Source organism: Lacrimispora amygdalina, assembly GCF_003432035.1.
GTDB lineage: Bacteria > Bacillota > Clostridia > Lachnospirales > Lachnospiraceae > Lacrimispora > Lacrimispora amygdalina.
On record NZ_QOHO01000071.1, the window covers coordinates 101,889 to 125,188 of the forward strand.

Consider the following 23,300-nt stretch of genomic DNA (forward strand, 5'->3'; position numbering starts at 1 on the left):
TAAGGGATTGCGTTTTTTTAAGCTTATCTGGCCACAACTACCCCAAAATCATCCACATAAACATGTGCTGTACCGGGCTTCTTGTAAGCATACACGGTTGCACTGGAAGCATCTGGTCCGGTTGTAAAAGGAATGCTTACCATAGTCCAGGATGTACTGGCAGATGTAACGGATACATCCGTTCCTCCAAAGCCGTTAACACCAATCTGAATCTGCTCTCCTGTGTCTGTCTTAACCCAGGCGGAACATTTATAGCTGGTATTAGGACTTAGCCCCGTAATCTCCTGCTTGATACCATCTTCCCCGATTCCCAGGCGAACACTTTTAGAGCAGCTTCTTGATACCGAAGCACTTGCAGCAGTACCTGAACAGGTTTTTACCCAGGGTGAGATTACCCCTTTCTCGAAATCAGATTGCCTTACTTTATTTTCATAAAGTACACTGACATTCTCAAAAATCGGGTTCGGAGGTGAAGAAAAATCATGCCCGGCAGTCCAGTCAGTTCCGCCATACTCATATGCTCCAATATCCGGTGCCGTACCAGCATAACCATTTGTGATTCCAGGTATTACAGCCCCTGCATTAATAGCCGGAGAAGATGCCTGCAGCCTGAAATTATATGCTGCGGGGTTTACAAATAACAGATTGGTTCCTGAGGTAATATTGTTTCCTTCTATATGAGTACCAGGCAGTGTAAAGGCTGTGGTAAAGATATTGTTGAAAATTCTGTCACCGTACATATCTGACGAAAAATCACTTCCCCAATATCCAATGTTTCCGTTACCGTAGGTGGTATTGTTATAGATCAGGTTAAAATTACTGGGTGTATTCAGTCTTATCCCTGTATAATTTCCCCATACAACATTGTGATGCACAATATAACCCTTGCTGCCGTTATCCAGATAGATACCAGCGCCGGAATAATTCTTTGCCAGATTATCATGAATGTAATTATGATGAATAACCGTCCCTTGTCCATCCCAGGCAAACTCATAGAGTATTCCGCAGTCTCTTGTCAGCTTTCCTGCATTGTACAGATTATTATATTGTATCCGGCTGTTTTGGGTCGGCATAAATATCAGATGACGCCCGGCGTTATATATCGTGTTATGACTGATTAGGTGGTTTGCCCCCAGCAGATAGATTGCCGGGATATCCGCTGCCGAATAATCTGCTTCATGAATAAGATTATTAATTACTTTATTGCCTGTTCCCTGTATACTTAACAAGTTACCGGAACTGTAAGTCAAAGTACTGTCTCTAAGCTCATTATTGGTGCCGGACATAAATATCCCTGTACTGTATTGGCTGGTAACATCAGAATCATGACTGACATATTCCGCAGTCATATTAGAAACCTTACAGGAATTAGAAGCAGACATTTTAATGCTGGAGGCAAAGATATTAATTCCTGTAATATTTATGTACGAACGGGAACTTAGATCAAATGCATAAGTCCGCTTCTTTGCTTCTACTGTTAAAGTATTGGGATTAACTCCGCCGGGCGCCCATAAATAAAGCCTGCCGGTACTGCTGTCATAGTACCATTCTCCCGCACTGTCAAGATCTTTTAAATTACCGGTAATATAATAGCTGTTGCCAGCTGTCGCCGCAACGCCCATTGTATCAAAGGTAATGGAGCCGGCACTTGAGCTGGTAATGGTACTTTTATAGGATTTATAGCCTGTTCCCGGAACACACCAAACAGTTTTCCCAACCCAGTAACCAGCTGCCTGAATTAAGTCCCCGTCATTGATGGTTGTGGTGGAGCCGGAATCAGCTGTTGCAAATGTTGAATTTAAAGGATCAAGTGCTGCTGAATTGGGCCATCTGGCTTCTAATTGCATTTGTTTATTAACAAAAATCTGATTTTTTGTTCCAAGAGAACCAGCCATGGCTGCATAATAGATGGATCCAGAGTGATTTACCCAGCCGGTGACCGGATCGGCACCTGACACTGTTACCGTCTCTCCTGTATAAGCCTTAAAGGTTATGGGATTTGCAGAAGTTCCGGAAGTATTAAGTGTTACTGTTTCCCGGTATGTACCGCCTCGTATGATACAGGTATCTCCGGCTGTCATGGTATCTGCTGCCTTTTGTATGGTTTTCCATGGATTTGATAGTGTTCCGGTTCCAGTGTTGTCATTCCCCGCCCCAGAAACATAAAATACGGAAGCCGCCTTTACAGTTTCCCCGCACAGATTAAAAATGAATAAATTAATCAACAGAAATACAACTAAAAATATAACGCCTTTTCTCTTACTCACAATTTACCTCCCCTAATTAATTCTATTTTTAGATACGGCATCTGCGCATGGACTTAAGTTCACTGCCAGATATACTCTGATATTAAAATCTATGCGTAGATTTAACCTCTGGTTATTTTATCGGCATTTATCAGCTTACAGTAACCTGCTATTCTGAAATAATCCAATTACGCTTCATAATATCAGTACATACACGATATAAATAAAAATATATATGAAACCTTATTTTCAATTTGTTTATTGAAGAGGAGCTATTATGGTAGGAATAACGAAACTATTATGCAATTCTGATAATTTTGGTGACAAATTACGTTATGTACCGGATGCATCAAAACAAAAATACGGTACCAGTACAGGCTATGGACCTGTAGTGGTATGGAATTGTACCAATCAATGTAATCTAAAATGCAAACACTGCTATGCTGATTCAAACAGCAGGAAATCAGAGGAAGAGTTAAATACCAAAGAGGCTAAAAATTTAATTGAAGACCTGGCAAAACTACATATCCCGGTACTGCTTTTATCCGGAGGAGAACCGCTGATGAGGGAAGACATCTTCGAATTAATTAATTATGCAAATAAATACAATATACGTATTACTATTTCAACGAACGGTACATTAATAGATAAAAATATTGCAAAATATTTAAAAAAGGCTTGCGTAAGTTATACAGGGATCAGTTTAGACGGTATTGGTACCAGACATGACGATTTTAGAGGAAGCCCCGGCAGTTTTAATAAATCATTGGAAGGAATCAGGAACTGCCTGGAAATTGGACAAAAGGCCGGTCTTCGTTTTACAATTAACCGGTATAATTATGATCAGTTAAATGATATCTTTGCTCTGATAAAAGAAGAAAAAATTCCCAGAGTATGTTTTTATCACCTTGCCTACTCTGGAAGGGGAAGCAAGGTGATATCATTGGATATCGAGAACGAAGAAAAAAGGGCTGCATTAGATTTGATTATGCAAAAAGCACAGGAATTCGGAAATAAAGTGGAAATTTTAACAGTTGATAATCATGCTGACAACGTTTATTTATATCTTCAGGCTAAAAAGAAGTATCCTCACCTGGCAGACAGAATATGGGAATTAATTCAAATGAATGGCGGAAACAGATCTGGTATTGCAATTGGAAACATTGATTTCAAAGGGAATGTACATGCTGACCAGTTTACGTGGCATCATACCTTTGGAAATGTAAAGGAAACTAAATTCAGTGAAATATGGACAAATCCAAAAAATCCATTAGCAATTGGTCTAAGGGACAGAAAAGCCTTATTAAAAGGAAGATGCAGCAAATGCTGTTGGCTGAACGTATGCAATGGTAATCTCCGGGTCAGGGCAGAAGCCGTTACCAGTGATTTCTGGGCATCAGATCCGGCATGTTATCTCACCAATGAAGAAATTGGAGTACCTGAAGATACAGCGTTGATTTAGACATAGAACGGAGGAATATTAGAATATGCTGAGTAATTATAATAATTTGCTGAATATGATTCAGAATGGTTTCCCGATTGAACCAAGACCCTTTTTATCCATTGCTGATCAATTAGGAATGTCTGAAATTGAGGTTCTGGAAATCATAAAAGAGTTAAAAGAACAAGGAACCATCCGCAGATTAGGTGGTATTTTTGATTCTAAAAAATTAGGCTATAAAGGTACATTATGTGCTATGGAAGTATCGGAGAACAGGATCGGAGAAGTCTCTCAAATTATAAATTCTTATCCTTGCGTTACACATAATTATCTTAGAGATCATAAATACAATATGTGGTTTACTCTGATTGTGCCCTCTCAATACAGTCTTGATACACATATCAATGAGATAAAAAACAAAACCGGGATTAATGATATCATGATTTTGAACTCTCTGCAGACGTTTAAAATTAATGTTAATTTAAAGATTAAAGGAGCATAGTTTATGGACATTTCTCAGAAAAAACAGGTCATTCAAAAATTACAGGATAAATTACCCTTAGTACCTGAACCATATAAAGTTATTGCAAATGAAATTGGAATATCAGAGAAAGAACTCCTTGATTATATCAAAGAATTGAAAAATAATAAAACCTTACGCAGAATTGGTGCGGTATTAAACCACAGGTCTGTAGGATTTTTGGCTAATGCCATGGTGGTCTGGTACGTTCCCGCCGAAAGAATAAAAGAGGTTACAGATATTATGGTTTCATTTCCTCAGGTAAGCCATTGTTATGAACGGGAACTTTTGAATAATTGGAGATATAATATTTATACCATGATACATTCTGATAGTTTTGATTTATGTGACAATACCATTAAAAAGATTTCCCAAATGACACATATTGATAACTATGAAGTTTTATATAGCACAAAAGAATTAAAGAAAAGCAGTATGAAATATTTTTTGGACGAAGATAATAAGAATCCATGTTAAAACAAGTAATTGCCTGCTTTCAGGCTGAAAATAAATACAAACTGCAGATAAAAACCGCAGTCCTTTTTTATAAGGGATTGCGGTTTTAAATAAGTACGTTTTAATATGGATATACATATCCCTCCACTTTTTCTGCGGGTGTTATTTTTGTCACCATAATAATAGGATTTGCATACTTATGTCCATCGTAATCTTCGTAGTTTAAAGTCAGGGTTCCCTCTACGGTTATCCAGGAATCTTCTTTCAAATCCGGTACTTCCCTATAATTACATAGAAGACCGGCAGGAGCCAAATCAGCCACACAGCAGGTCATCGCAAGACGAGCCACTGCGAACTCATTTTCTCCATAGACCTTAGGGTCCTTCAGCACATATCCGGTTATTGAAATGGTATATCCTTCGTATTGTTCCATATGCATGTACAGCTCGGAATACCACATTCCAAATAAATCATCCGATACCATAATTTTCTTTTCTGCCTTATTAAGTCCTGGCATTGCGTTCTCATTTTCTTCTTTGGCAGATGTCTTTTCCAACGGAACCGTCTCCTGCTGCCGGCCGGCTGTCTCCTCCGCCTGATCCGGAGTATGCTCAGGCTCTTTCCGCTCTGCCTGACTTATCTGCAGTGAGCTTTCACCAATGGTATTATAGGAAGAGATATCAATAGGTGTGTGCGGCAGCAGCATAATGAGGACCGGGATAATCAGCAGGAAGCAGTGGTTCATGCGTATTTTATATCTGGGTCTGAACAATCTTCCGGTTCCTGCTAATGCCCATAATCCCATGATGCAGGCGGTAAAATACAGATAAGGCCTCATTCTCGGAGTAACATACCGGAGATAATCACCGCTGGCAGCGAGATAAGCGATCATTCCTCCAAAAGAAATCTGACAGACGATTTCAATTAACACCTGGGAATTTAACACTTTGACTGTTTTCTTCATAACCTGATCCCCCTTATTTCATACAGCAAAAAGACCAGGAAGAAGCATACCGTGAAAGTTACCAGCATCAGCTTCAATATAAATCCTTTCGTAAATCCGGAGGAGAGCATCAGCATATTCTTAATGTCCATCATTGGACCAAATACCAGAAACCCCATAACAGCTCCGGCTGGCAGCTGGCTGGCAAAACTGCGGGCAATGACCGCATCAGATGAAGAACACAGTGACAGGATAAAGGCCGCTGCCATCATAAGCAGAATGGAAGCGGCCAGCCCGCCTCTGTACTGTGCAAAAGCCAGATGCCCATTTCCTAACGCCTGGAAGACGGAGGCAGCCAGTATTCCAATCAGAAGGTATCTGCCCACCCGAAAAAACTCATCCTGCCCATGACGCAGACAAAGAACCAGCTTTCCTGCAAGTGATTTCATTTTTTGACTATCCTCATAACATCCGCACGCACAGATGATCCTGCTTCTTCCACTCCCCAAAAGGAGCGGGGTCTTTTTTTGAAAGGCAGCAGCAAACAATCCAATCAAAACTGCCGCGAATGCTCCGATCCCTGCCCTGCCAGCCACCACCGCCAAGTTACCGCCAAACGCATAGAAGGTTGACAGCAGGACAACCGGATTCATGACAGGCGCCGCCATCATAAAGGTGACCGCTACTGGAAGCGGAATTCCTTTTTTCATGAGACTTCTAAACACAGGAATTGAGGCACAGTCACAGACTGGCAGTAAAAATCCTCCGGCTAATGCTGCCACCATTCCCCAAACAAGAGACTTTGGAAACCACCGTTCCAGCATTCCATCCGGAATCAATATCTGAATGACAGATGATAGCATAATTCCAATAAGCAAAAAGGGAACGGCCTGCAGAGTCATTCCAAAAAAAAGATTCACCATTCTGTTTAACGGTAATCCCTCCGATGCAGATATGATTCCAGCCAGAAGAAACAGGCAGATGAAAAGCATAAATTCCATAAGAAAAGAGCTGACCGGTCCATCTGGCTGTTTTAAAACCCGCTTACTAAGTTTTCTGTCAGAGGTCATTTCTAAAATTTCTAATCCGGGATTTACTCCTTTCAATAATCGGCGGGCACGTCGATATTGGCTTTTTGTATCGCAATTGCGGACAATCGCGATATCACTTTCTGAAATCTGATCAATTAAATAAATACCCATTCCACTAAGAAGGAATTCCAGCTTCTCAGCGTCCGCAATATGAATGATCTTTTCCAACCGGCAGACTGTGGGAAATACCGGGTCCCAAAACAATGACAAAAGCCAGGAAAAAGGGGCTGTACCATTCCATTCAATCCAAATCTCTTCCCACTCTCCGTTTTGTACCGCCTCGTAAATCTGACCGGATATCAGCTCCTGCTGCTGGTCCAACAGCCGCCTGGGAATCATCAGCTTCCTGTGTCCGGCATAGCCGTAAAAGAAATCTTCATCTCCATCCTCAAACTGTATTACCAGAGCTTTTACTTTTCTTTTTTCAAACAGATTATTTAAAAAGGTCGTTTTCCCTGCATCCAGACTCCCTGTGACAACATAAACAGGTATTGCCATTCTTCTCCTTTACCAGAAAGGTACCTTAAATCCTTATATAACGAAATTAAGTTATGTCTTCCATATTTTTTATTCACTTATCTAATAATTTATACCCGTAAGAGGCATTCAGAATTCAGGAAAGGCAGACAAGTCCATAAATGACTGAAACTCCTGATTAACAGACGGATTCTGTGTAAAGAACTCCAGCAGACGCTTAATCCTGAACACGGTAGCAGAGCCCAGCGTATGTTCAACCAATTCCGTTTCCTCCAAGGCATTTGCACTCCCTACCAATGTAAAAAAACTTTCTATAATATTGTGGCGCTCCAATAAATAAGCCCCTGTTATTCTTCCTTCTGTGGTTAAAAGGATGTTATCAAGATTATTATATTTTAAGAAATCCAATTCAACAAGTTTGGAAACCATTTTAGATGCAGAAGGTGGTCTGACATTTAATTTCTCAGAAAGCTTATTAATGCGCGTATAATCCTCTTCTAAACACAATCGATACGTCATCTCTAGATAGTCCTCCAAAGCAGGGGTTAGTCTGCTCTCACTTTGCTTTATCAGCTGATATCCGCGAACGGTATGAAATTCGTTTTCTATTGGCTTGTTCATAAGCATGTTCCCCCATCACAACATTTTTTTAGTATACCTGTAACACCTTATGCTTTATCTTCATAAATTAGTCATAAGAAACGGTGTTTCCCGCCCCTAACAGACAGACGAACTATAATACCAAATATATTGTTAAGGAGGATTTTACTATGGATACTGCACAAATATCATTAAACCAATTACCAATCGGAAGAAAAGCACATGTTTTCGCTTTGACTTTTGACGGTACAATAAGAAGACGCATGCTGGACTTAGGTATCGTTGACGGGACTGAAATAGAACCCCTGTATAAGAGCCCCTCCGGCAATCCGGCAGCCTACCTTATTCGCGGTGCAGTCATTGCGCTGCGTTCCGATGTATCCGAAAAAATTATCGTATCGATTAATAAATAATATGGTTAAAGAGAGATGACAATTATTTCATTATCTTAGGAGGATTGCTCATATGGGACTTACCAATGCATCAACCGGGACGGGAGTTTTGAATCACTGCGGCTTACATATTGAGAAGGTGACACCAAAAGATAAGATAATCGCATTAGCAGGAAATCCAAATGTGGGAAAAAGCACGGTTTTCAATGCTTTGACAGGGCTGAATCAGCACACAGGCAATTGGCCCGGAAAAACCGTTGTTAACGCACAGGGAAAATACCGATATAAAGATACGAATTTCATCATGGTAGACATTCCAGGTACCTATTCCCTGATGGCAAATTCCACCGAAGAGGAAATTGCCAGAGATTTCATCTGCTTTGGTGGAGCTGACAGTGTGGTAGTCGTGGCTGATGCTACCTGCCTGGAGCGAAATTTAAACCTGGTTCTGCAGACGCTGGAAGTTACTGACCGTGTTATATTGTGCGTTAATTTAATGGACGAAGCGAGAAAGAAGAAAATAAACATTGACTTAAAGGTTCTCACCTCAAGACTGGGAATTCCAGTAATCGGGACCAGTGCGCGATCCAAAAAGGGCTTAGATGAGTTGATGGAAGCAGTGAAAGGATTATCAGAAAGTGAAGCGGCACTTAATCCGCTTCGCATAGATTACGGTGAAGAAATAGAAGCCGCTGTGAGTATGCTGGAACCAGTTCTTACTGATCTTTCAGGTGAAAAAATCAGCAGCCGATGGGTGGCTTTGAAGCTGCTTGACGGGGATGAGAGCCTGCTTACCTCTCTGAAAAATCATCTTGGCTTTGATCTTTTGCAAAATGATGAAATAGCACAGGCGGTCAAAGAGGCAAAACTCATTATGGAGGAGGCCGGAGTACAAACCGATCAGTTCCGGGATCAGATTGTCACAAAAATTGTTCAGTGCTGTGAGAATATCTGCAGAGAAGCCGTGACCTTTGAAAAAGAGGAATATGCGGCACGGGACCGTAAAATTGATAAGATAATCACGTCAAAAATTACTGGTATACCGATTATGATTGCGATGCTGTTCGGTATTTTCTGGTTTACCATTACTGGCGCCAATGTTCCTTCCAGCCTTCTTGCGTCAGGACTTTTTATGCTGGAGAACCCCCTTTCCCAGTTCTTTTTATGGTTGTCTGCACCGGAATGGTTACGAGGAATCTTCGTAGATGGTATTTTCCGGACCTTGGCTTGGGTGATCTCCGTAATGCTTCCTCCAATGGCAATCTTCTTTCCGTTATTTACACTTCTGGAAGATTTGGGATATCTGCCGCGTGTCGCATTTAACCTTGACAACTTTTTCCGCAAGGCCTGTGCCCATGGAAAACAGGCACTAACTATGTGTATGGGCTTCGGATGTAACGCCTGCGGTGTGATCGGGTGCCGAATCATTGATTCGCCCCGTGAACGCTTAATCGCCATTCTGACAAATAACTTCGTTCCCTGCAATGGACGATTTCCAACGCTGATTGCCATTATTACCATGTTTTTTGCCGGATCTGCCAACGGAGCATTCCAATCCGTCATTTCAACCCTGATGCTGACCGTAACCATCGTACTGGGTGTTGCAATGACGCTTCTGATTTCAAAGCTGCTTTCAAAGACGATTCTTAAGGGAATGCCCTCCTCCTTTCAACTGGAGCTCCCACCGTACCGCCGGCCGCAGGTTGGAAAAGTCATTGTGCGCTCAATTTTTGACCGGACACTTTACGTGCTAGGCAGAGCCATAGCCGTTGCCGCTCCTGCAGGGCTGGTCATCTGGATACTGGCCAATATTCATGCGGGAGATTTGAGCCTGCTTGCTCATTGTGCTGGTTTTCTTGATCCGTTCGCCAGATTCATTGGTCTGGACGGGTACATTTTAATGGCGTTTATTTTAGGCTTTCCAGCTAATGAAATCGTAGTTCCAATTTTGATTATGAGCTATATGGCAGCGGGAACATTGACTGACATGGATAGTCTGACAGAATTACATCAGCTTTTTGTAAATAACGGGTGGACCTGGCTTACAGCCGTATGTACAATGCTGTTCACGTTACTGCACTGGCCATGCGGTACCACATGCCTTACAGTAAAAAAAGAAACACAGAGTTTAAAATGGACACTGGTCTCCTTTACAATTCCAACAGTAACTGGTATTGTTGTATGTATGATTGTGGCAAACACTGTCCGATTGCTGGGACTTGTATCGGGCATATAAAAAGAAGAAACAAACTGGAGAACGCTCATGGAATTTAACGAAAAACTACAACAACTCAGAACCGGGAAAAACCTGACACAGGAACAGCTTGCAGAGCAATTATATGTGTCAAGGACAGCAATTTCAAAATGGGAAAGCGGCAAAGGCTACCCTAACATTGAGTCGCTCAAGTGTATTTCCAAATTCTTTTCTGTGACGATAGATGAACTGCTATCAGGTGAAGAACTGATTACTCTTGCCGAAACTGAAAACCATTCTAATGTGAAAAGAATTTATAACATTATCAGCGGAATAATAGATGTGTCGGCAGTTTCATTTATTGTATTACCAATCTATGGAGAGCCTCAAGGCAACTATGTTTACCATGTAAATCTACTGTCAAATACACATATGCCAAATATAGATATCAGAGTACATTGGGCTGTTTTTTTATTTATAATCGGTCTTGGAATTGCCAGACTTGCTTTTACTTACTTCGATAAAGGGGCTTTGTATCGCATTACCTCGAAAATTTCTATTGCAGCCGGTGCGGTAGCAATCTGTTTATTTGCTGCAGCAAGAGAACCATATGCAACAATACTGCTATTTCTATTTTTTGCAGTAAAGATATTTTTATTGCTGCAGCAAAGCAGAACAAAATAGAGATTGCCTTAATTCCTTAAAAAAGGCTCTGGCACATCAAAGTGCCGGAGTCTGTAAAATGAAAATATCAATACATTACACTTGAATCACAAATGCTAAAGGGGGCAAAGGTCGTGCCATGCTTATAAAAGAATCAATTCAAAACTATATGAATCATAGCCGTGTACTAATTCGAGGTGTTGATTTTATATATATTCAACCACATTTAGAGCTAAGAAATTTTATTTCCAATTACACCATCACTTTTCCCAGTAACGGTATGATGTCAGATAATTACGCTGTTATACCCCACGGGAGTGCTACACTTGTACTAACATGTACTGATAGTCATATCCACTGCAACTTGTTTGGTCCCATCACGAAACCTTCCTTCGTTGGTAAGTCAGCCAATAATTTCAGCCTCTTGTTTATTGTCGAGTTTCAACCGGCGGGATATTATGCCTTTAGCGGAATGCCGCAAAAAGAAATAGCAGATTGTGTAATTGACTTTGAAGATATTAATCCCTCAATGAACCGCCTGATGGCATATGAAGTGGAGATGTCGTTAAGCATCCATAACCTGATTACTAAAATAGACAGGCTTTTTCTTGCGTATTTGGAAGGTGCATTTTATCGTCAGGAATTTTCACAAGCAAACAATCTGATTATAAACAGCGGAGGGACTCTTTCCGTGAAAGAGCTTTCACACAATGTTTTTTATAGCGAACGTCATTTAGGACGGCTTTTTGACGAATATATGGGCGTGGGTATAAAATCGTTCTCTCGCCTTGTACGTGTAAACAAGTCTATACGGCTTTTACAGCGACATAATTTTAACTTAACACAGGTTTTTATGGAAACTGGTTTTTATGATAAATCTCACTTCATTAATGATTTTAAGACAATTTGCGGCATCACCCCACAGGAGTATCGGGATAATATGTCCGATTTTTACAGCGAGATAGCCAAATTCTAATATATAATTAAGTAAAACTAAAAAGGAGTGATAGTATGCAATATCAAGGCACTTTGATTGCCGTATCTGATATGGAGAAGGCAAAGTATTTTTACGAAACTGTAATGGAACAAACGATTATGATGGATTTGGGGGTACATGTGTCTTTTGAAAGAGGGCTATCCCTGCAATCCAATTACGCCGAACTTGTTGGTGCAGATTTGCCCTTAAAGGCACAGCCGAACAACTTTCAGCTTTACTTTGAAGTGGAAAATTTGGATTATTGGCAAGATAAAATCAGCAGCACAGAAGGAATTGAATTTATTCACAAGGCCAAAGAATATCCGTGGGGACAGCGTGTTATAAGGTTTTATGACTATGATAAATTTATAGTTGAAGTGGCGGAAAGTATGGCAAGTGTAGCAAAACGTTTTTTAGCACAAGGACTTGGTATTGAGGAAACTGCAAAGAAAACCATGTTCCCTGTAGAATTTGTTAAAAGCCTTATGTAAAGAATTAACAGAAAAACAAACCTCCAAATTGATATAAGATAGTATTATCAGTCTGGAGGTATCCGTGTTCTAATACATTTAATATAATATTCCACCTAACGCAGCGCAAATAAGAATTATTATAATTGGAGGTAATTCTTTCTTAAACTTCTTTTTTGCAACCAACAAGCAAATCGAAACAATGGCAAGTATTGCTATTGCGACAACATCTACCTGTATGTATTTTATAGTGAAAATTAAAAATGCCCATTATCTATAAAATGGTTCTGAAAATATTATAAGAATTATAAACATCCACAATACCATAGCCCCAATTCTGATTGGGATATTGAAGATTACTGCTTCTTTTCGCTCCCCGCAGAAGAAATTTTTTGATTCCTATTGTGTCCAGATTCGGATAATTATTATCCACGATACCCCATTCAAATATCATGGCTGCAATACCAGCCATATGTGCAGCAGCCGCACCCGTTCCCGTTATGGTAGTAAATTCGTTGTTTAATGTCGGACATACTACGTCAACACCTGGAGCGGCCAGATCCGGGTTTATTATATTTGATGTTGAAAATCCTTTTCCCGACTCCGGATATAACGCTCCCGTCGCTGCATTATAAGCCGTCACAGTGATTGGAATGATACTGTTGCCAGGTGATGTTATGGTAGTAAAGGGGTTTGAATTAATAAAAAATGTCTGATCCGATATAAAATTACCGGAAGGCAGCCATATGTGGAAATCTCCAGGCAAATCACCGCTTCCGGATACATGAAACCTCCAGATGCCCTGTGCCGGATTTTTAAAACGCAGAATAATAACCTGTTTACCGCTGTCCCGCTCGATCATGTTATAATCAATAGAAAGGATTGTCTGGTCAAATATAAAATTTACCTGTTTGGTCTCAAACAACCCCCGGGAAATTGCCGGAACGTATTCACCGGAAGGGGATAAAATGTCCATTACATACATCATGGGTGGACTGCCCCAAAGCTCCATAGTAAAACCATATTCATCCTGAGCAACATTCAATTCTACCGTTACCTTTTCAGAAGGTCTGAGAATGCTGTAATAATGTCTTCTGGCTTGTGCTTCATTTCCTGCAGCAACCGTAATTCCCACCCCAGGGCAGTCACCTACTATCCTTAGCAATGAGCCCAGCAGTCCATTATTACCATGTGGGCCCTGAGAAGTTCCAACGGCTATACAGACTATCAGGGGCCGATTTAACTTATCTGCTGTATTGATCAGGTACTGAACTCCCCAGTTTATATCAGTTTCCTGGTAACAGGTCACATCGGGAGGGATGGAATAGTAATCAGTGAGATTTCTTTTTGCCTGCTTCAGTTTAACGATTAACAATTCTGCATCCGGAACAACCCCCATAAATTGATTACTCCTGTTTTCTGAACCGGCTGCAATTCCCGCCAGCATGGTACCATGACCATTTACATCCATACTGGGAACAACCGCCAGCGGATCAGTGCTGGTTAATGCCTGGTTAATTTGTTCAGCCGTATATTCTGTCCCATAGTATGCAGTATATCTTAAATCCGGATATGGACCACTATCTATGGTCTGGTCCCAGATTGCGGCTATTTTTGTCGTTCCGTCTTCTTTAAGGAAAACAGGATTCGTATAATCAATGCCGGTATCAACGAATCCTATGAGTATCCCCTCTCCCCTCAAGTTTAGTGCTGGTATATTCCGTAATAATGTAACTCCTGATGCAGCCAGGCTTTCATAACTTAGTAAAGAGTAGCATTTGGGAATTCCTGAATATCCAAAATCTCTGATCAGCCGGGAAGTGACCTGGGATATTGGTAAATAAATACCCGCATAACCCGGATTTATTATATGTACAGAATATTCTTCATATTGCTTCAGTATATTGGGATTCCCGTTATATTGAATAATTAAATCCATATAATCATTGCTGGTTATCTTAAACCTGTCCTCTGGCATCATCCGTTTTACCTCCAATCATCATCAGACAATAAGTGAACGGAAGATATTAAATACATCAAGTATACCATATCCCCATTCGTTGTTCGGATATACCAGATCCGATTTTCTTTTGGCTCCACGGATCATAAAAACCTTCAGATTCTCCGTGCTCATTTCCGGATAATTACCTTTTACGATTCCCCATTCAAACATGAGGGCAGCCGCTCCTGCCGCATGGGCCACTGCAGCACTTGTACCCGTCACCCGGACAAACCCTTGGTTTAGTGATGGGCCTAATATATCTACTCCCGGAGCGGCAATCTCCGGCTTTACTATATTAACGCGTGTGAACCCTCTACCGGCGTTTATATAAAGACTGTTATCTGCCGTATTATAAGCCGTTACTGAAATAAGGTTAACGGCACAAGACAAGGAAAGAAGCGTGGTATTCGGATCAGATTTAATAAAAAACGTATCTGGTCCTATAAAGTTTCCCATTGGAAGCCATATATTGAAATTAATGGGAAAAATTCCTTTGCTGTATACATTGAATTTCCATCTTCCCTGGGATGGCCTTGTAAATCGCAGCAGGATCAGCTGATCACCGCTCTGAGATTCTACAAGCTGAGAATCTACATGAATAATTGTGGGTTCAAATATAAAGGAAAACTCTCTGGTCTCATCAAGCCGGAGTCTGATAATTGGTATATATTCTCCGGAAGGAGATGTAATATCAATAAAAAAAGTATTCGGTACTGCTCCCCATAATTCCATGGAGAATCCGCTTTCATTGGGGCCAACATTTAATTCCACTGTTTCATATCCACTTTCCTCTGTAATAAATCCCCCGAAATGTCTCCTTGCAATTCCTTCATTTCCGACTGCAATTAATATTCCTAACCTCGGCCTGGTTGAATGGAACGATAACCAATTGCTTGTGGTACCTCTCCCATCATGTGCATACTGCGCGGTATCCACAGCAATACACATAACAATTGGCTGATCTCTTAAGGCAGCATAATCCATTAAATACTGAATACCATATATAATATCTGTTTCCTGATAGGCGACCGCTTCTTCTGGTATCCGGAAAAAATTTTTTAAATAAGGTTTTGCCGGTTTCAGTTTTACGATCACTAATTCAGATTCAGGAGCAACACCGGAAAATCCGTTTTCAAAATCTTCGCCGCCTGCAGCAATACCGGCGATCATGGTACCGTGACCAATCTCATCTCTTGATGGTACAATCCTGTATGGATCTTCGGCCTGCAGCGCTTCGTTGATCTGTTCTCTGGAATACACAGTACCATAAGGTACCGTTTCCGATGAAATTTCCGGTATGACCGTCTGGTCCCAGATACTGGCTATCCTTGTTGTTTTATCATTATACTGGAAAACAGGATTTGTATAATCAATACCCGTATCCACAAAGCCGATCAACACTCCCCTCCCTCTCAAATTCAAATTGGGATTATTGCGGATAGCCGGTATTCCTGATGCCTCCAGACTCGTCTGGCTGATTAACCCAAACAAAGAGGGGATAGAAGCATATCCCATCGTCGATATCACATTTTCCGTCATGATACTGACCGGAAGATGCACAACCGCATAAAAATAATTTATTACGTTAACGGAACCTGTTTCATATTGTTCCAGGATAGATACGTCGGAGCAAAAAGTAACTAAAAAATCTGCATAATCATTGCTATATATTTTTCCAATATCTACAGAACTCATGAATTACCTTATTTATTTTCTTATTCTTATTATATTAAAACTCTTTCATATAATAGTACTGATTTACATTTTCTTCCGCTTCACATAATAGGTATGAAGAAGTTCATGTGCTTTTTCTCCATAGGGTTCACCGAGATATTCCTCATAAAGCTTTTTAATTGCCGGATTCTCATGTGATTTTCTGAATTTTTTGCTTTGATCTTCTTTATAGATCCCTTCCATTCGTTTTTTAAGAACATCAAAATTTCCAAAATGATAGGGCTGACCGCCCCCGCCGATACAGCCTCCAGGGCAGGCCATGATCTCAATGGCATGGTAATGGGATTTACCGGCTCTTATATCTTCCAAAAGCTTTCTTGCATTTCCAAGACCATGGGCAACAGCAATATTTATGTCCTGGTCATTGATCTTTATCACAGCTTCCTTGATTCCATCGAACCCTCTGAGCTCATGAAATTCCACCTTTTCAAGGGTTTCATTGGTAAGCCATTCGTATGCGGTCCGCAAAGCTGCCTCGATGACGCCGCCGGTGGTTCCAAATATAACAGATGCACCGGTAGATTCTCCCAGCGGTTCATCAAATTCTTCATCCCTTAAATTCATCAGGTCAATATTGGCCTCTCTAAGCATATCCCCCAGTTCTCTTGTCGTTAATACTGCATCCACATCCTGCATATCATCATGCTTAAGTTCTGGTCTTGCAGCTTCATACTTTTTTGCAAGACAAGGCATAATAGAAACCACAAAAATATTTTTGGGATCGATCCCCATCTTTTCTGCATAGTATGTTTTCGCAATCACACCAAACATCTCATGAGGGGATTTGCAGGTTGAAGGTATATCAAGCAAATCATTGAACTGGTGTTCAAAAAATTTGACCCAGCCCGGGCAGCAGCTGGTCAGTATAGGAAGCCTTCCCCCATGCTGCAGCCTGTGAATGAATTCGGTTGCTTCTTCCATAATGGTAAGATCTGCGGCAAAGTCTGTGTCAAAAACTTTATCAAATCCCAGCATTCTAAGAGCAGCTACCATTTTTCCCGTAACCACCGTTCCCGGTTCTGCACCGAATTTCTCCCCAAGAGCTACCCGCACTGCAGGTGCTGTCTGAACGATGACGAATTTGTCTTTCGCATTCAACGCTTCCCAGACATTGGGAATGTCATTCACTACGGTCAATGCGGCTGTGGGGCATACGGAAACACACTGTCCGCAAAAGACACAGATGGATTCATGCATGGGTAAATTAAGTGCTGGTGCTATGAACGTATCAAATCCCCGGTTAACTGCAGAATACACATTGACCGTCTGTACCTCATTGCACATGGTCTCACATCTTCTGCATAAAATGCATTTATCCATATTCCGGATGATTGCCTTACTCGAAATATCCTTTTCATGAGTTGCCCTTACCCCATGAAACTTTATCCGGCGTATGTCAAGTTCTGCTGCCAGTGCCTGTAATTCACAGCTTAAATTCTTTTCACAAATCAGACAGTCCGTTGGATGATTGGATAGAAATAACTCCACCACCAGTCTTCTTGCCTTAATACATCTTAGGGTGTTTGTCCTTACCACCATCCCCTCTGTTACCGGAGTAGCACAGGAAGGGGCAAGATTTCTCCTTCCCTCAATTTCTACCACACATACACGGCAGGAAGCAGAGCCATTCACCGTTTTAACATGTTCCAGATTAAGGTAGCAGAGTGTGGGTATCCGAATATCCAGTTTTTTTGCAGCCTCCAGAATGGTTGTTCCTTCCTCCACTGCAATCTTTTGATTATTGATCGTTACATTAACCAGCCCCATAAGTCCGCTCCTTCCTTAACCTTTTTCTATGGCATTAAATTTACATGTATTATAACATGCACTGCATTTGATACACCTTGACTGATCAATCACATGAACCTTTTTAAGTTCTCCTTCGATGCAGTCCGCCGGACATATTCTTGCACACGCAGTACAGCCCACGCACTTTTCCGGTAAAATATGAAAGGTAAAAAGTGCCTGACATACTCCGGCAGGACATCGTTTATCCTTTACATGGGCCAGATACTCATCTTTAAAATAATGTAATGTACTGAGTACAGGATTGGGAGAAGTCTGTCCAAGTCCGCACAGAGATGTATCTTTAATCACGTCCCCTAACTCAACAAGATCTTTCAAATCCTGTTCCGTACCATTTCCTTTTGTTATCTTTTCAAGTATCTCCAGCATTCTTGTATTTCCAATCCGGCAGGGTGTACATTTTCCACAGGATTCATCCTTGGTAAACTCAAGGTAGAACTTTGCAATATCTACCATGCAGTTATCCTCATCCATGACGATCATTCCGCCGGACCCCATCATTGATCCAATACTGTTAAGTGATTCATAGTCAATGGGTATATCTAAATTTTCTTTTGTAATACAGCCTCCGGAGGGGCCCCCGGTCTGTACCGCTTTGAACTGCTTGTTATTCTTGATTCCTCCTCCGATATCATAGATGACCTCTCTTAAAGTAATTCCCATCGGCACTTCCACCAGCCCCACATTGTTTACCTTACCGGCCAGGGCAAAGACTTTTGTACCAGGCGATTTCTCCGTACCGATCTTCCGAAACCAGGCAGGTCCTTTTATAATGATAGGCGGTATATTGGCAAATGTCTCAACATTATTCACGCAGGATGGTTTATCCCAAACACCTCTTTGTGCAGGAAACGGAGGTTTTGAACTGGGCTCCCCCCGTTTTCCTTCAACGGAATGGATGAGGGCAGTCTCTTCACCGCACACAAATGCACCGGCACCATACCGTAATCCGATATTAAAGCTGAATCCGGTGGAAAGAATATCCTCTCCCAAAAGCCCCAGTTTCCTTGCCTGCTTTATGGCAATTTCAAGCCGGTTAATAGCAAGGGGATATTCCGCTCTGATATAAATGTATCCATACCGGGCACCTATGGCATAGCCTGCAATTGCCATTGCTTCAAGAACAGAATGCGGATCTCCTTCTAATATGGACCGGTCCATAAATGCACCTGGATCTCCTTCATCTGCATTGCATATAATATATTTTTCATCCGACTGATTCTGGCTTGTGTATTTCCATTTGAGACCGGTCGGATAACCGCCGCCGCCTCTTCCCCTGAGCCCTGACTGCACGACTGTATCTATCACTTCATCAGGACTCATTTCCGTTAAGCATTTTGCCAATGCCTGATACCCATCTGCCGCAATGTATTCATTGATATCTTCCGGATTGATAAATCCACAATTCCTGAGTGCAATCCGGATCTGCTTTTTATAGAAAGGAATGGCTTTTTGCCCTTCTAATTTTTCTTTTGTATTTGGTTCCACATAAAGAAGACGTTCCACCTTACGGCCTTTTATCACATGCTCCGTAATGATTTCCTCTGCATCCTCCGGCTTTACCGTGATATAAAACACATTATCCGGATAAACTTTTAAGATCGGGCCTTTCTCACAAAAGCCGAAGCATCCGGTAACGACTACTTCCACCTCATTGGTTATTTCGTGTTTTTTAATTGATTCCTTTAGCATCTTCACCAGTTCCAGGCTATCGGACGATGTACAGCCGGTACCTCCGCAGACCAGTAAATGCATTCTGAATTTACTCATAAGCCCTCCTTCTTTATTCCAGGTTTTCAAATGATTTATTGATGATTGCATTTTGGAGAAGGCGGCCGTTTTTTATATGCTCATTAACAATTTCCCGTCCTCTTGTCTCATCCACTTTTCCATATATGACAGACGGCATGCCTTTGGAGACAACTTCAACCACCGGTTCCTGGGCACAATACCCCATACAGCCGGTCTGGGTTACGGAAACATTGGTAATTCCCTGCTTTGCAATTTCATCCATAATGGCGTTCATGGTTGTTCTGGCACCGCTTGCAATCCCGCAGGTTGCCATTCCCACCCGGACTATAACCTTATCTTCAGATTCAGCAGTGGACCTTAAGTCTAATTGATCAATCGCTGCCTGTCTGATCTTTTTAAGTTCTTCTACAGTCTTTAACTTAGCCATCACTCTTCCTCCTGATATTCTTCAAGAATTGTTTTAACCTGATTCAGTTCTACCCTTCCATAAACCTTATCATTGACCATCACTACCGGAGCAAGTCCACAGGCACCAATGCATCTTAATCCTGATAATGTAAATTTCTTATCTTCGGTTGTCTCACCGGCCTTAATATTCAGGATTTTTTCAAATTCTCTCATAATGGCATCTGCACCTCTTACAAAGCACGCGGTTCCCAGGCATACATTGATCACGTACTTACCTCTTGGTTCTGTCGTAAAGTAAGAGTAAAAGCTAATGACACCAAAAACTTTCGCACTGGGGATCTCGAGCTTTTCTGCAATATAAAAAATTACATCATTTGATAAATATCCATAGAGGTGCTGGGCCTTGTGCAGTACAGCAATTAACGCTCCCCTTCTGTCTTCCATGCTGTCAATAAATTTCTGCAGCTGCTTAAATTTCTCCTGCGTATCACATTTGCTTTCCATAAATAAATCTCCTTTTGGCTTTATGTAGACTTTCTCTGTCTAACAAAGGATAGATTTCCTGTTTATCCTGTCTTATATACATATAAATTAAAAATTGTTATAATCAGCTCCTTGCCATAAACAGTAATAATATAAAAATTATATAAATATCTTTAATATATACCTTATACATGGCAAAGGAGTACAAATGGATTTTGAGGAAAGCAGAACGTATACCAATTTAGCTATAGCCTTTAATGCGGAAGCTATTGCCAGTACAAGAGACAGAATTTTTGCTGATGTGGCAAGACAGGAAGGCTACATGGAAATAGGGAATATATATGATGTGACTGCACGTAATAATATGGAACATGCAAGGATCTGGTTAAGACAGTTAAACCAAGGTAACTTTCCGAATACCGAGGAAGCACTTCTGCAATCCAGAGATAATGAATTAAACCTGGCAAATAATCAATATCAGGATTTTGCACGAGTCGCACGGGAAGAAGGTTTTATGGATATAGCAGCACTATTTGCAGGAGTTGCCAACATAGAATATCATCAAGGTACAAGATTTTCCAGATTGTTCGAAAACGTAGTACAAAATGAAGTATTTTGTAAACCAGTTGAAACACTCTGGATCTGTATGCAGTGTGGTAATATCATGTCCGGGGAATGTGCCCCGCTAATTTGCCCTGTATGCAACTTCCCTCAGGGATACTACCGTTTGTATGATGAAAACTTTTAAATCTCCTTAATCTGCATAAATACCCTGAAGCCATATGTTTGAATTTCATTCATAAGGCTTTTTACTGGCCCCGTCATTATTTCTTCCTGATCTCCCAGACAACTGTCACCAATCACACTTTTTATGGTTACCCTCCCAGGTACCATAAGAGCTGTCTCATTTTTGGCAATCACTTTTCTTGCAATTGACAATTCATTTTCTTAAATATATAATAAAAAAGCTATGGCAATACATAATTCTTCTATTAAAAGCGAGGTGAATGCAATTGGATACGCACAGTAGTAATGGTATAACCGATAATTATTTAGAGAGTCGATCTCATTTTCAAACTACCTGCTGTAATATTGATATCTTAGTATTAGATATGGCGTTTTCAATTTGTTCATACCTGTTATACAAGGGCTATTAATTAAAATGAATTCACTTTACTAATTATTATCCGTTATACCAGCTACAATTAAAACATGGAGGTATAACGATGAATTTAACTGAATTAAAAGAACTGTTAATCACATTTATCGAAAATCACAATGCAGAAAAACTACATGAACTATTTGCTTCAGAATATGCAATTGATATTGCAGCTGCCTTATCAGATTTTGAAGATAATGAACTAACAATATTTTTGAGCTTATTGACTCTTGAAGATCTGGCTTCCATAATCGAAGAAGCTGACGAAAGTATGCAGCTTAAGCTCATTGACATTCTGGGTCCCTCTAAAACAATTCAGGTTTTCTCATTAATGTCAACGGATGATATCGCAGATATTCTTGGTGCTATCAGTATTCATGAAAAAAAAGATCTATTAAACCTGATGAAAGAGCGTGATTCGCGAGAGGTTCAGATGCTATTAGGTTTTGCGCCTGATACTGCTGGCGGTATTATGACTACGCAGTATATTGCACTCAGGCAAAACCTTAGTATGAAAGATGCCCTGCAGAAAATTAAAGAAATCGGTCCAAAGACTGAGGTTATTGAAACGATTTTTATTATCAATAACAAAAATGAGCTAATAGGTTCTGTAGATCTTAGAGACATTTTAATATCTCCAGATGAAAATACACTCGCAGATATTATGGATGAAAACATACTCACTGTATCTCCGGAAACAGACCAGGAAGAAGTATCACTTATTGTATCAAAATATGACTTAAAAGCGCTGCCCGTTATAAACAGAAAAAAAGCACTGCTTGGAATCATTACGACAGATGATGTTATTGACGTTATCGTTGAAGAACAAACTGAAGACTTACTGATGCTTTCAGGTGTAAGCAAAGATGAAAAAGTTGGCAGTAAATTGAGTGTTTCTATTACACGAAGATTACCTTGGCTCTTCATTAATTTGATTACAGCGTTCTTAGCATCATTTACTGTAGGGTTATTTGAAGATGTTATTGTTCAGGTAGTTGCATTGGCTGCAGCCATGCCGATTGTTGCAGGTATGGGCGGCAATGCAGGATCACAAACTTTATCAATAGTCATAAGAAGCATAGCACTAGGCGAAGTTGATATCAGGAAAGACTGGAAATATGTTCTCAATGAGATTGCACTGGGTTTTATTAACGGTTCAGCAACAGGTTTTATAACAGGGTTAATCCTGTTCTTAAAGTACAACAATCTTTATTTAGGATTTATTATATTCGCTGCAATGATTGGAAACCTCATTATTGCTGGTTTTTTTGGATTCTTAATTCCATTGATACTCAAGAAATTTAAGCTGGATCCGGCAGTGTCATCCTCCATTTTTTTAACAACAGCAACCGATGTTGGGGGATTCTTTTTATTCTTAGGGCTGGCAAAATTATTTCTTCCCCAGTTACTCTAAAGAATCATACGTTTATTTTTTCTCCACTTAAACAATAAGCCACAGGCTCGAAAGCTTGTGGCTTAAATTTTAA

The 23,300-nt window shown here is 40.6% G+C and carries 21 protein-coding genes; 10 read left to right on the forward strand and 11 right to left on the reverse strand.

The annotated features are described in order from the left end of the window. Nucleotides 1-23: 23 nt before the first annotated feature. Nucleotides 24-2,267 carry a right-handed parallel beta-helix repeat-containing protein gene (locus tag DS742_RS21135; protein ID WP_117418944.1) on the reverse strand — a complete coding sequence of 748 codons (2,244 nt, stop codon included), beginning with the start codon at nucleotides 2,265-2,267 and terminating at the stop codon, nucleotides 24-26. Between the two features lie 256 nt (nucleotides 2,268-2,523). Here DS742_RS21135 and nirJ1 point away from each other — a divergent pair, with 256 nt between their 5' ends. The 3 genes from nirJ1 to ahbB are packed head-to-tail and all read left to right on the forward strand — an operon-like array spanning nucleotide 2,524 to nucleotide 4,684. After that, on the forward strand, nucleotides 2,524-3,708 hold the full coding sequence (nirJ1, locus tag DS742_RS21140; RefSeq protein WP_117418945.1) for a putative heme d1 biosynthesis radical SAM protein NirJ1: 1,185 nt from the start codon (nucleotides 2,524-2,526) through the stop codon (nucleotides 3,706-3,708). A 25-nt stretch (nucleotides 3,709-3,733) separates the two neighbouring features. Then, the gene (gene ahbA / locus DS742_RS21145) at nucleotides 3,734-4,189 is read left to right on the forward strand and encodes a siroheme decarboxylase subunit alpha (RefSeq protein WP_117418946.1); all 456 of its coding nucleotides are present in this window, start codon (nucleotides 3,734-3,736) and stop codon (nucleotides 4,187-4,189) included. A gap of 3 nt (nucleotides 4,190-4,192) precedes the next feature. After that, on the forward strand, nucleotides 4,193-4,684 hold the full coding sequence (gene ahbB / locus DS742_RS21150; protein ID WP_117418947.1) for a siroheme decarboxylase subunit beta: 492 nt from the start codon (nucleotides 4,193-4,195) through the stop codon (nucleotides 4,682-4,684). A 100-nt stretch (nucleotides 4,685-4,784) separates the two neighbouring features. Here the strand turns inward: ahbB and DS742_RS21155 are convergent, their stop codons facing one another. The 3 genes from DS742_RS21155 to DS742_RS21165 all read right to left on the reverse strand — a co-directional run bounded on the left by DS742_RS21155 (nucleotide 4,785) and on the right by DS742_RS21165 (nucleotide 7,795). After that, nucleotides 4,785-5,627, reverse strand: a complete 843-nt coding sequence (locus DS742_RS21155) for a TIGR03943 family putative permease subunit (RefSeq protein WP_117418948.1) — start codon at nucleotides 5,625-5,627, stop codon at nucleotides 4,785-4,787. Next, the gene (locus tag DS742_RS21160) at nucleotides 5,624-7,195 is read right to left on the reverse strand and encodes a permease (RefSeq protein ID WP_117418949.1); all 1,572 of its coding nucleotides are present in this window, start codon (nucleotides 7,193-7,195) and stop codon (nucleotides 5,624-5,626) included. Before DS742_RS21160 ends, DS742_RS21155 begins: the two co-directional genes overlap by 4 nt. Nucleotides 7,196-7,303: 108 nt before the next feature. After that, a complete protein-coding gene (locus DS742_RS21165; protein WP_117418950.1) occupies nucleotides 7,304-7,795 on the reverse strand; it encodes a metal-dependent transcriptional regulator in 492 nt (163 codons plus the stop codon). 149 nt (nucleotides 7,796-7,944) lie between these two features. Here DS742_RS21165 and DS742_RS21170 point away from each other — a divergent pair, with 149 nt between their 5' ends. The 5 genes from DS742_RS21170 (at nucleotide 7,945) to DS742_RS21190 (ending at nucleotide 12,490) form a co-directional block, all read left to right on the forward strand. Continuing rightward, nucleotides 7,945-8,187, forward strand: a complete 243-nt coding sequence (locus DS742_RS21170; protein WP_117418951.1) for a FeoA family protein — start codon at nucleotides 7,945-7,947, stop codon at nucleotides 8,185-8,187. A 52-nt stretch (nucleotides 8,188-8,239) separates the two neighbouring features. Then, the gene (gene feoB, locus DS742_RS21175) at nucleotides 8,240-10,402 is read left to right on the forward strand and encodes a ferrous iron transport protein B (RefSeq protein WP_117418952.1); all 2,163 of its coding nucleotides are present in this window, start codon (nucleotides 8,240-8,242) and stop codon (nucleotides 10,400-10,402) included. Nucleotides 10,403-10,429: 27 nt separating this feature from the next. Then, nucleotides 10,430-11,044: a helix-turn-helix domain-containing protein gene (locus DS742_RS21180; RefSeq protein ID WP_117418953.1), complete on the forward strand. Its 615-nt coding sequence runs from the start codon at nucleotides 10,430-10,432 to the stop codon at nucleotides 11,042-11,044. A 118-nt stretch (nucleotides 11,045-11,162) separates the two neighbouring features. Continuing rightward, nucleotides 11,163-11,999: a helix-turn-helix transcriptional regulator gene (locus DS742_RS21185; RefSeq protein WP_117418954.1), complete on the forward strand. Its 837-nt coding sequence runs from the start codon at nucleotides 11,163-11,165 to the stop codon at nucleotides 11,997-11,999. A 35-nt stretch (nucleotides 12,000-12,034) separates the two neighbouring features. Beyond that, nucleotides 12,035-12,490 (forward strand): VOC family protein, encoded by a 456-nt coding sequence (locus DS742_RS21190; RefSeq protein WP_117418955.1) that lies wholly within the window; start codon nucleotides 12,035-12,037, stop codon nucleotides 12,488-12,490. Nucleotides 12,491-12,743: 253 nt separating this feature from the next. Here the strand turns inward: DS742_RS21190 and DS742_RS21195 are convergent, their stop codons facing one another. From DS742_RS21195 to nuoE, 6 genes are all read right to left on the reverse strand, one after another. After that, entirely contained in the window at nucleotides 12,744-14,450 is a 1,707-nt protein-coding gene (locus tag DS742_RS21195; protein WP_117418956.1) for a S8 family peptidase, read from the reverse strand. Nucleotides 14,451-14,471: 21 nt separating this feature from the next. Beyond that, complete coding sequence (locus DS742_RS21200) at nucleotides 14,472-16,166, reverse strand: S8 family peptidase (RefSeq protein ID WP_117418957.1); 1,695 nt, start codon at nucleotides 16,164-16,166, stop codon at nucleotides 14,472-14,474. Nucleotides 16,167-16,229: 63 nt separating this feature from the next. Then, complete coding sequence (locus DS742_RS21205) at nucleotides 16,230-17,972, reverse strand: NADH-dependent [FeFe] hydrogenase, group A6 (protein WP_117418958.1); 1,743 nt, start codon at nucleotides 17,970-17,972, stop codon at nucleotides 16,230-16,232. Between the two features lie 15 nt (nucleotides 17,973-17,987). After that, complete coding sequence (locus tag DS742_RS21210; protein ID WP_117418960.1) at nucleotides 17,988-19,781, reverse strand: NADH-quinone oxidoreductase subunit NuoF; 1,794 nt, start codon at nucleotides 19,779-19,781, stop codon at nucleotides 17,988-17,990. 13 nt (nucleotides 19,782-19,794) lie between these two features. Continuing rightward, complete coding sequence (locus DS742_RS21215) at nucleotides 19,795-20,190, reverse strand: (2Fe-2S) ferredoxin domain-containing protein (protein WP_117418961.1); 396 nt, start codon at nucleotides 20,188-20,190, stop codon at nucleotides 19,795-19,797. Then, the gene (gene nuoE / locus DS742_RS21220; RefSeq protein WP_117418962.1) at nucleotides 20,190-20,675 is read right to left on the reverse strand and encodes an NADH-quinone oxidoreductase subunit NuoE; all 486 of its coding nucleotides are present in this window, start codon (nucleotides 20,673-20,675) and stop codon (nucleotides 20,190-20,192) included. Before nuoE ends, DS742_RS21215 begins: the two co-directional genes overlap by 1 nt. Before the next feature lie 187 nt (nucleotides 20,676-20,862). Between nuoE and DS742_RS21225 the strand changes: the two genes are divergently transcribed. Further along, nucleotides 20,863-21,402, forward strand: a complete 540-nt coding sequence (locus DS742_RS21225) for a rubrerythrin family protein (protein ID WP_117418963.1) — start codon at nucleotides 20,863-20,865, stop codon at nucleotides 21,400-21,402. Here DS742_RS21225 and DS742_RS21230 read toward each other — a convergent pair. Further along, nucleotides 21,399-21,593 carry a hypothetical protein gene (locus DS742_RS21230; protein ID WP_117418964.1) on the reverse strand — a complete coding sequence of 65 codons (195 nt, stop codon included), beginning with the start codon at nucleotides 21,591-21,593 and terminating at the stop codon, nucleotides 21,399-21,401. The genes DS742_RS21225 and DS742_RS21230 overlap by 4 nt on opposite strands. Before the next feature lie 287 nt (nucleotides 21,594-21,880). On the opposite strand from DS742_RS21230, the gene mgtE reads away from it, so the two are divergent. Next, nucleotides 21,881-23,227: a magnesium transporter gene (mgtE, locus tag DS742_RS21235; protein WP_117418966.1), complete on the forward strand. Its 1,347-nt coding sequence runs from the start codon at nucleotides 21,881-21,883 to the stop codon at nucleotides 23,225-23,227. The last annotated feature ends 73 nt before the right edge of the window (nucleotides 23,228-23,300 follow it).

Bases quoted from the DNA above. Each gene is read 5' to 3' on its own strand.
- nirJ1 (WP_117418945.1), top strand. From the start codon at position 2,524: ATGGTAGGAATAACGAAACTATTATGCAATTCTGATAATTTTGGTGAC.
- ahbA (WP_117418946.1), top strand. From the start codon at position 3,734: ATGCTGAGTAATTATAATAATTTGCTGAATATGATTCAGAATGGTTTC.
- ahbB (WP_117418947.1), top strand. From the start codon at position 4,193: ATGGACATTTCTCAGAAAAAACAGGTCATTCAAAAATTACAGGATAAA.
- DS742_RS21155 (WP_117418948.1), bottom strand. From the start codon at position 5,627: ATGAAGAAAACAGTCAAAGTGTTAAATTCCCAGGTGTTAATTGAAATC.
- DS742_RS21160 (WP_117418949.1), bottom strand. From the start codon at position 7,195: ATGGCAATACCTGTTTATGTTGTCACAGGGAGTCTGGATGCAGGGAAA.
- DS742_RS21165 (WP_117418950.1), bottom strand. From the start codon at position 7,795: ATGAACAAGCCAATAGAAAACGAATTTCATACCGTTCGCGGATATCAG.
- DS742_RS21170 (WP_117418951.1), top strand. From the start codon at position 7,945: ATGGATACTGCACAAATATCATTAAACCAATTACCAATCGGAAGAAAA.
- feoB (WP_117418952.1), top strand. From the start codon at position 8,240: ATGGGACTTACCAATGCATCAACCGGGACGGGAGTTTTGAATCACTGC.
- DS742_RS21180 (WP_117418953.1), top strand. From the start codon at position 10,430: ATGGAATTTAACGAAAAACTACAACAACTCAGAACCGGGAAAAACCTG.
- DS742_RS21185 (WP_117418954.1), top strand. From the start codon at position 11,163: ATGCTTATAAAAGAATCAATTCAAAACTATATGAATCATAGCCGTGTA.
- DS742_RS21190 (WP_117418955.1), top strand. From the start codon at position 12,035: ATGCAATATCAAGGCACTTTGATTGCCGTATCTGATATGGAGAAGGCA.
- DS742_RS21195 (WP_117418956.1), bottom strand. From the start codon at position 14,450: ATGATGCCAGAGGACAGGTTTAAGATAACCAGCAATGATTATATGGAT.
- DS742_RS21200 (WP_117418957.1), bottom strand. From the start codon at position 16,166: ATGAGTTCTGTAGATATTGGAAAAATATATAGCAATGATTATGCAGAT.
- DS742_RS21205 (WP_117418958.1), bottom strand. From the start codon at position 17,972: ATGGGGCTGGTTAATGTAACGATCAATAATCAAAAGATTGCAGTGGAG.
- DS742_RS21210 (WP_117418960.1), bottom strand. From the start codon at position 19,781: ATGAGTAAATTCAGAATGCATTTACTGGTCTGCGGAGGTACCGGCTGT.
- DS742_RS21215 (WP_117418961.1), bottom strand. From the start codon at position 20,190: ATGGCTAAGTTAAAGACTGTAGAAGAACTTAAAAAGATCAGACAGGCA.
- nuoE (WP_117418962.1), bottom strand. From the start codon at position 20,675: ATGGAAAGCAAATGTGATACGCAGGAGAAATTTAAGCAGCTGCAGAAA.
- DS742_RS21225 (WP_117418963.1), top strand. From the start codon at position 20,863: ATGGATTTTGAGGAAAGCAGAACGTATACCAATTTAGCTATAGCCTTT.
- mgtE (WP_117418966.1), top strand. From the start codon at position 21,881: ATGAATTTAACTGAATTAAAAGAACTGTTAATCACATTTATCGAAAAT.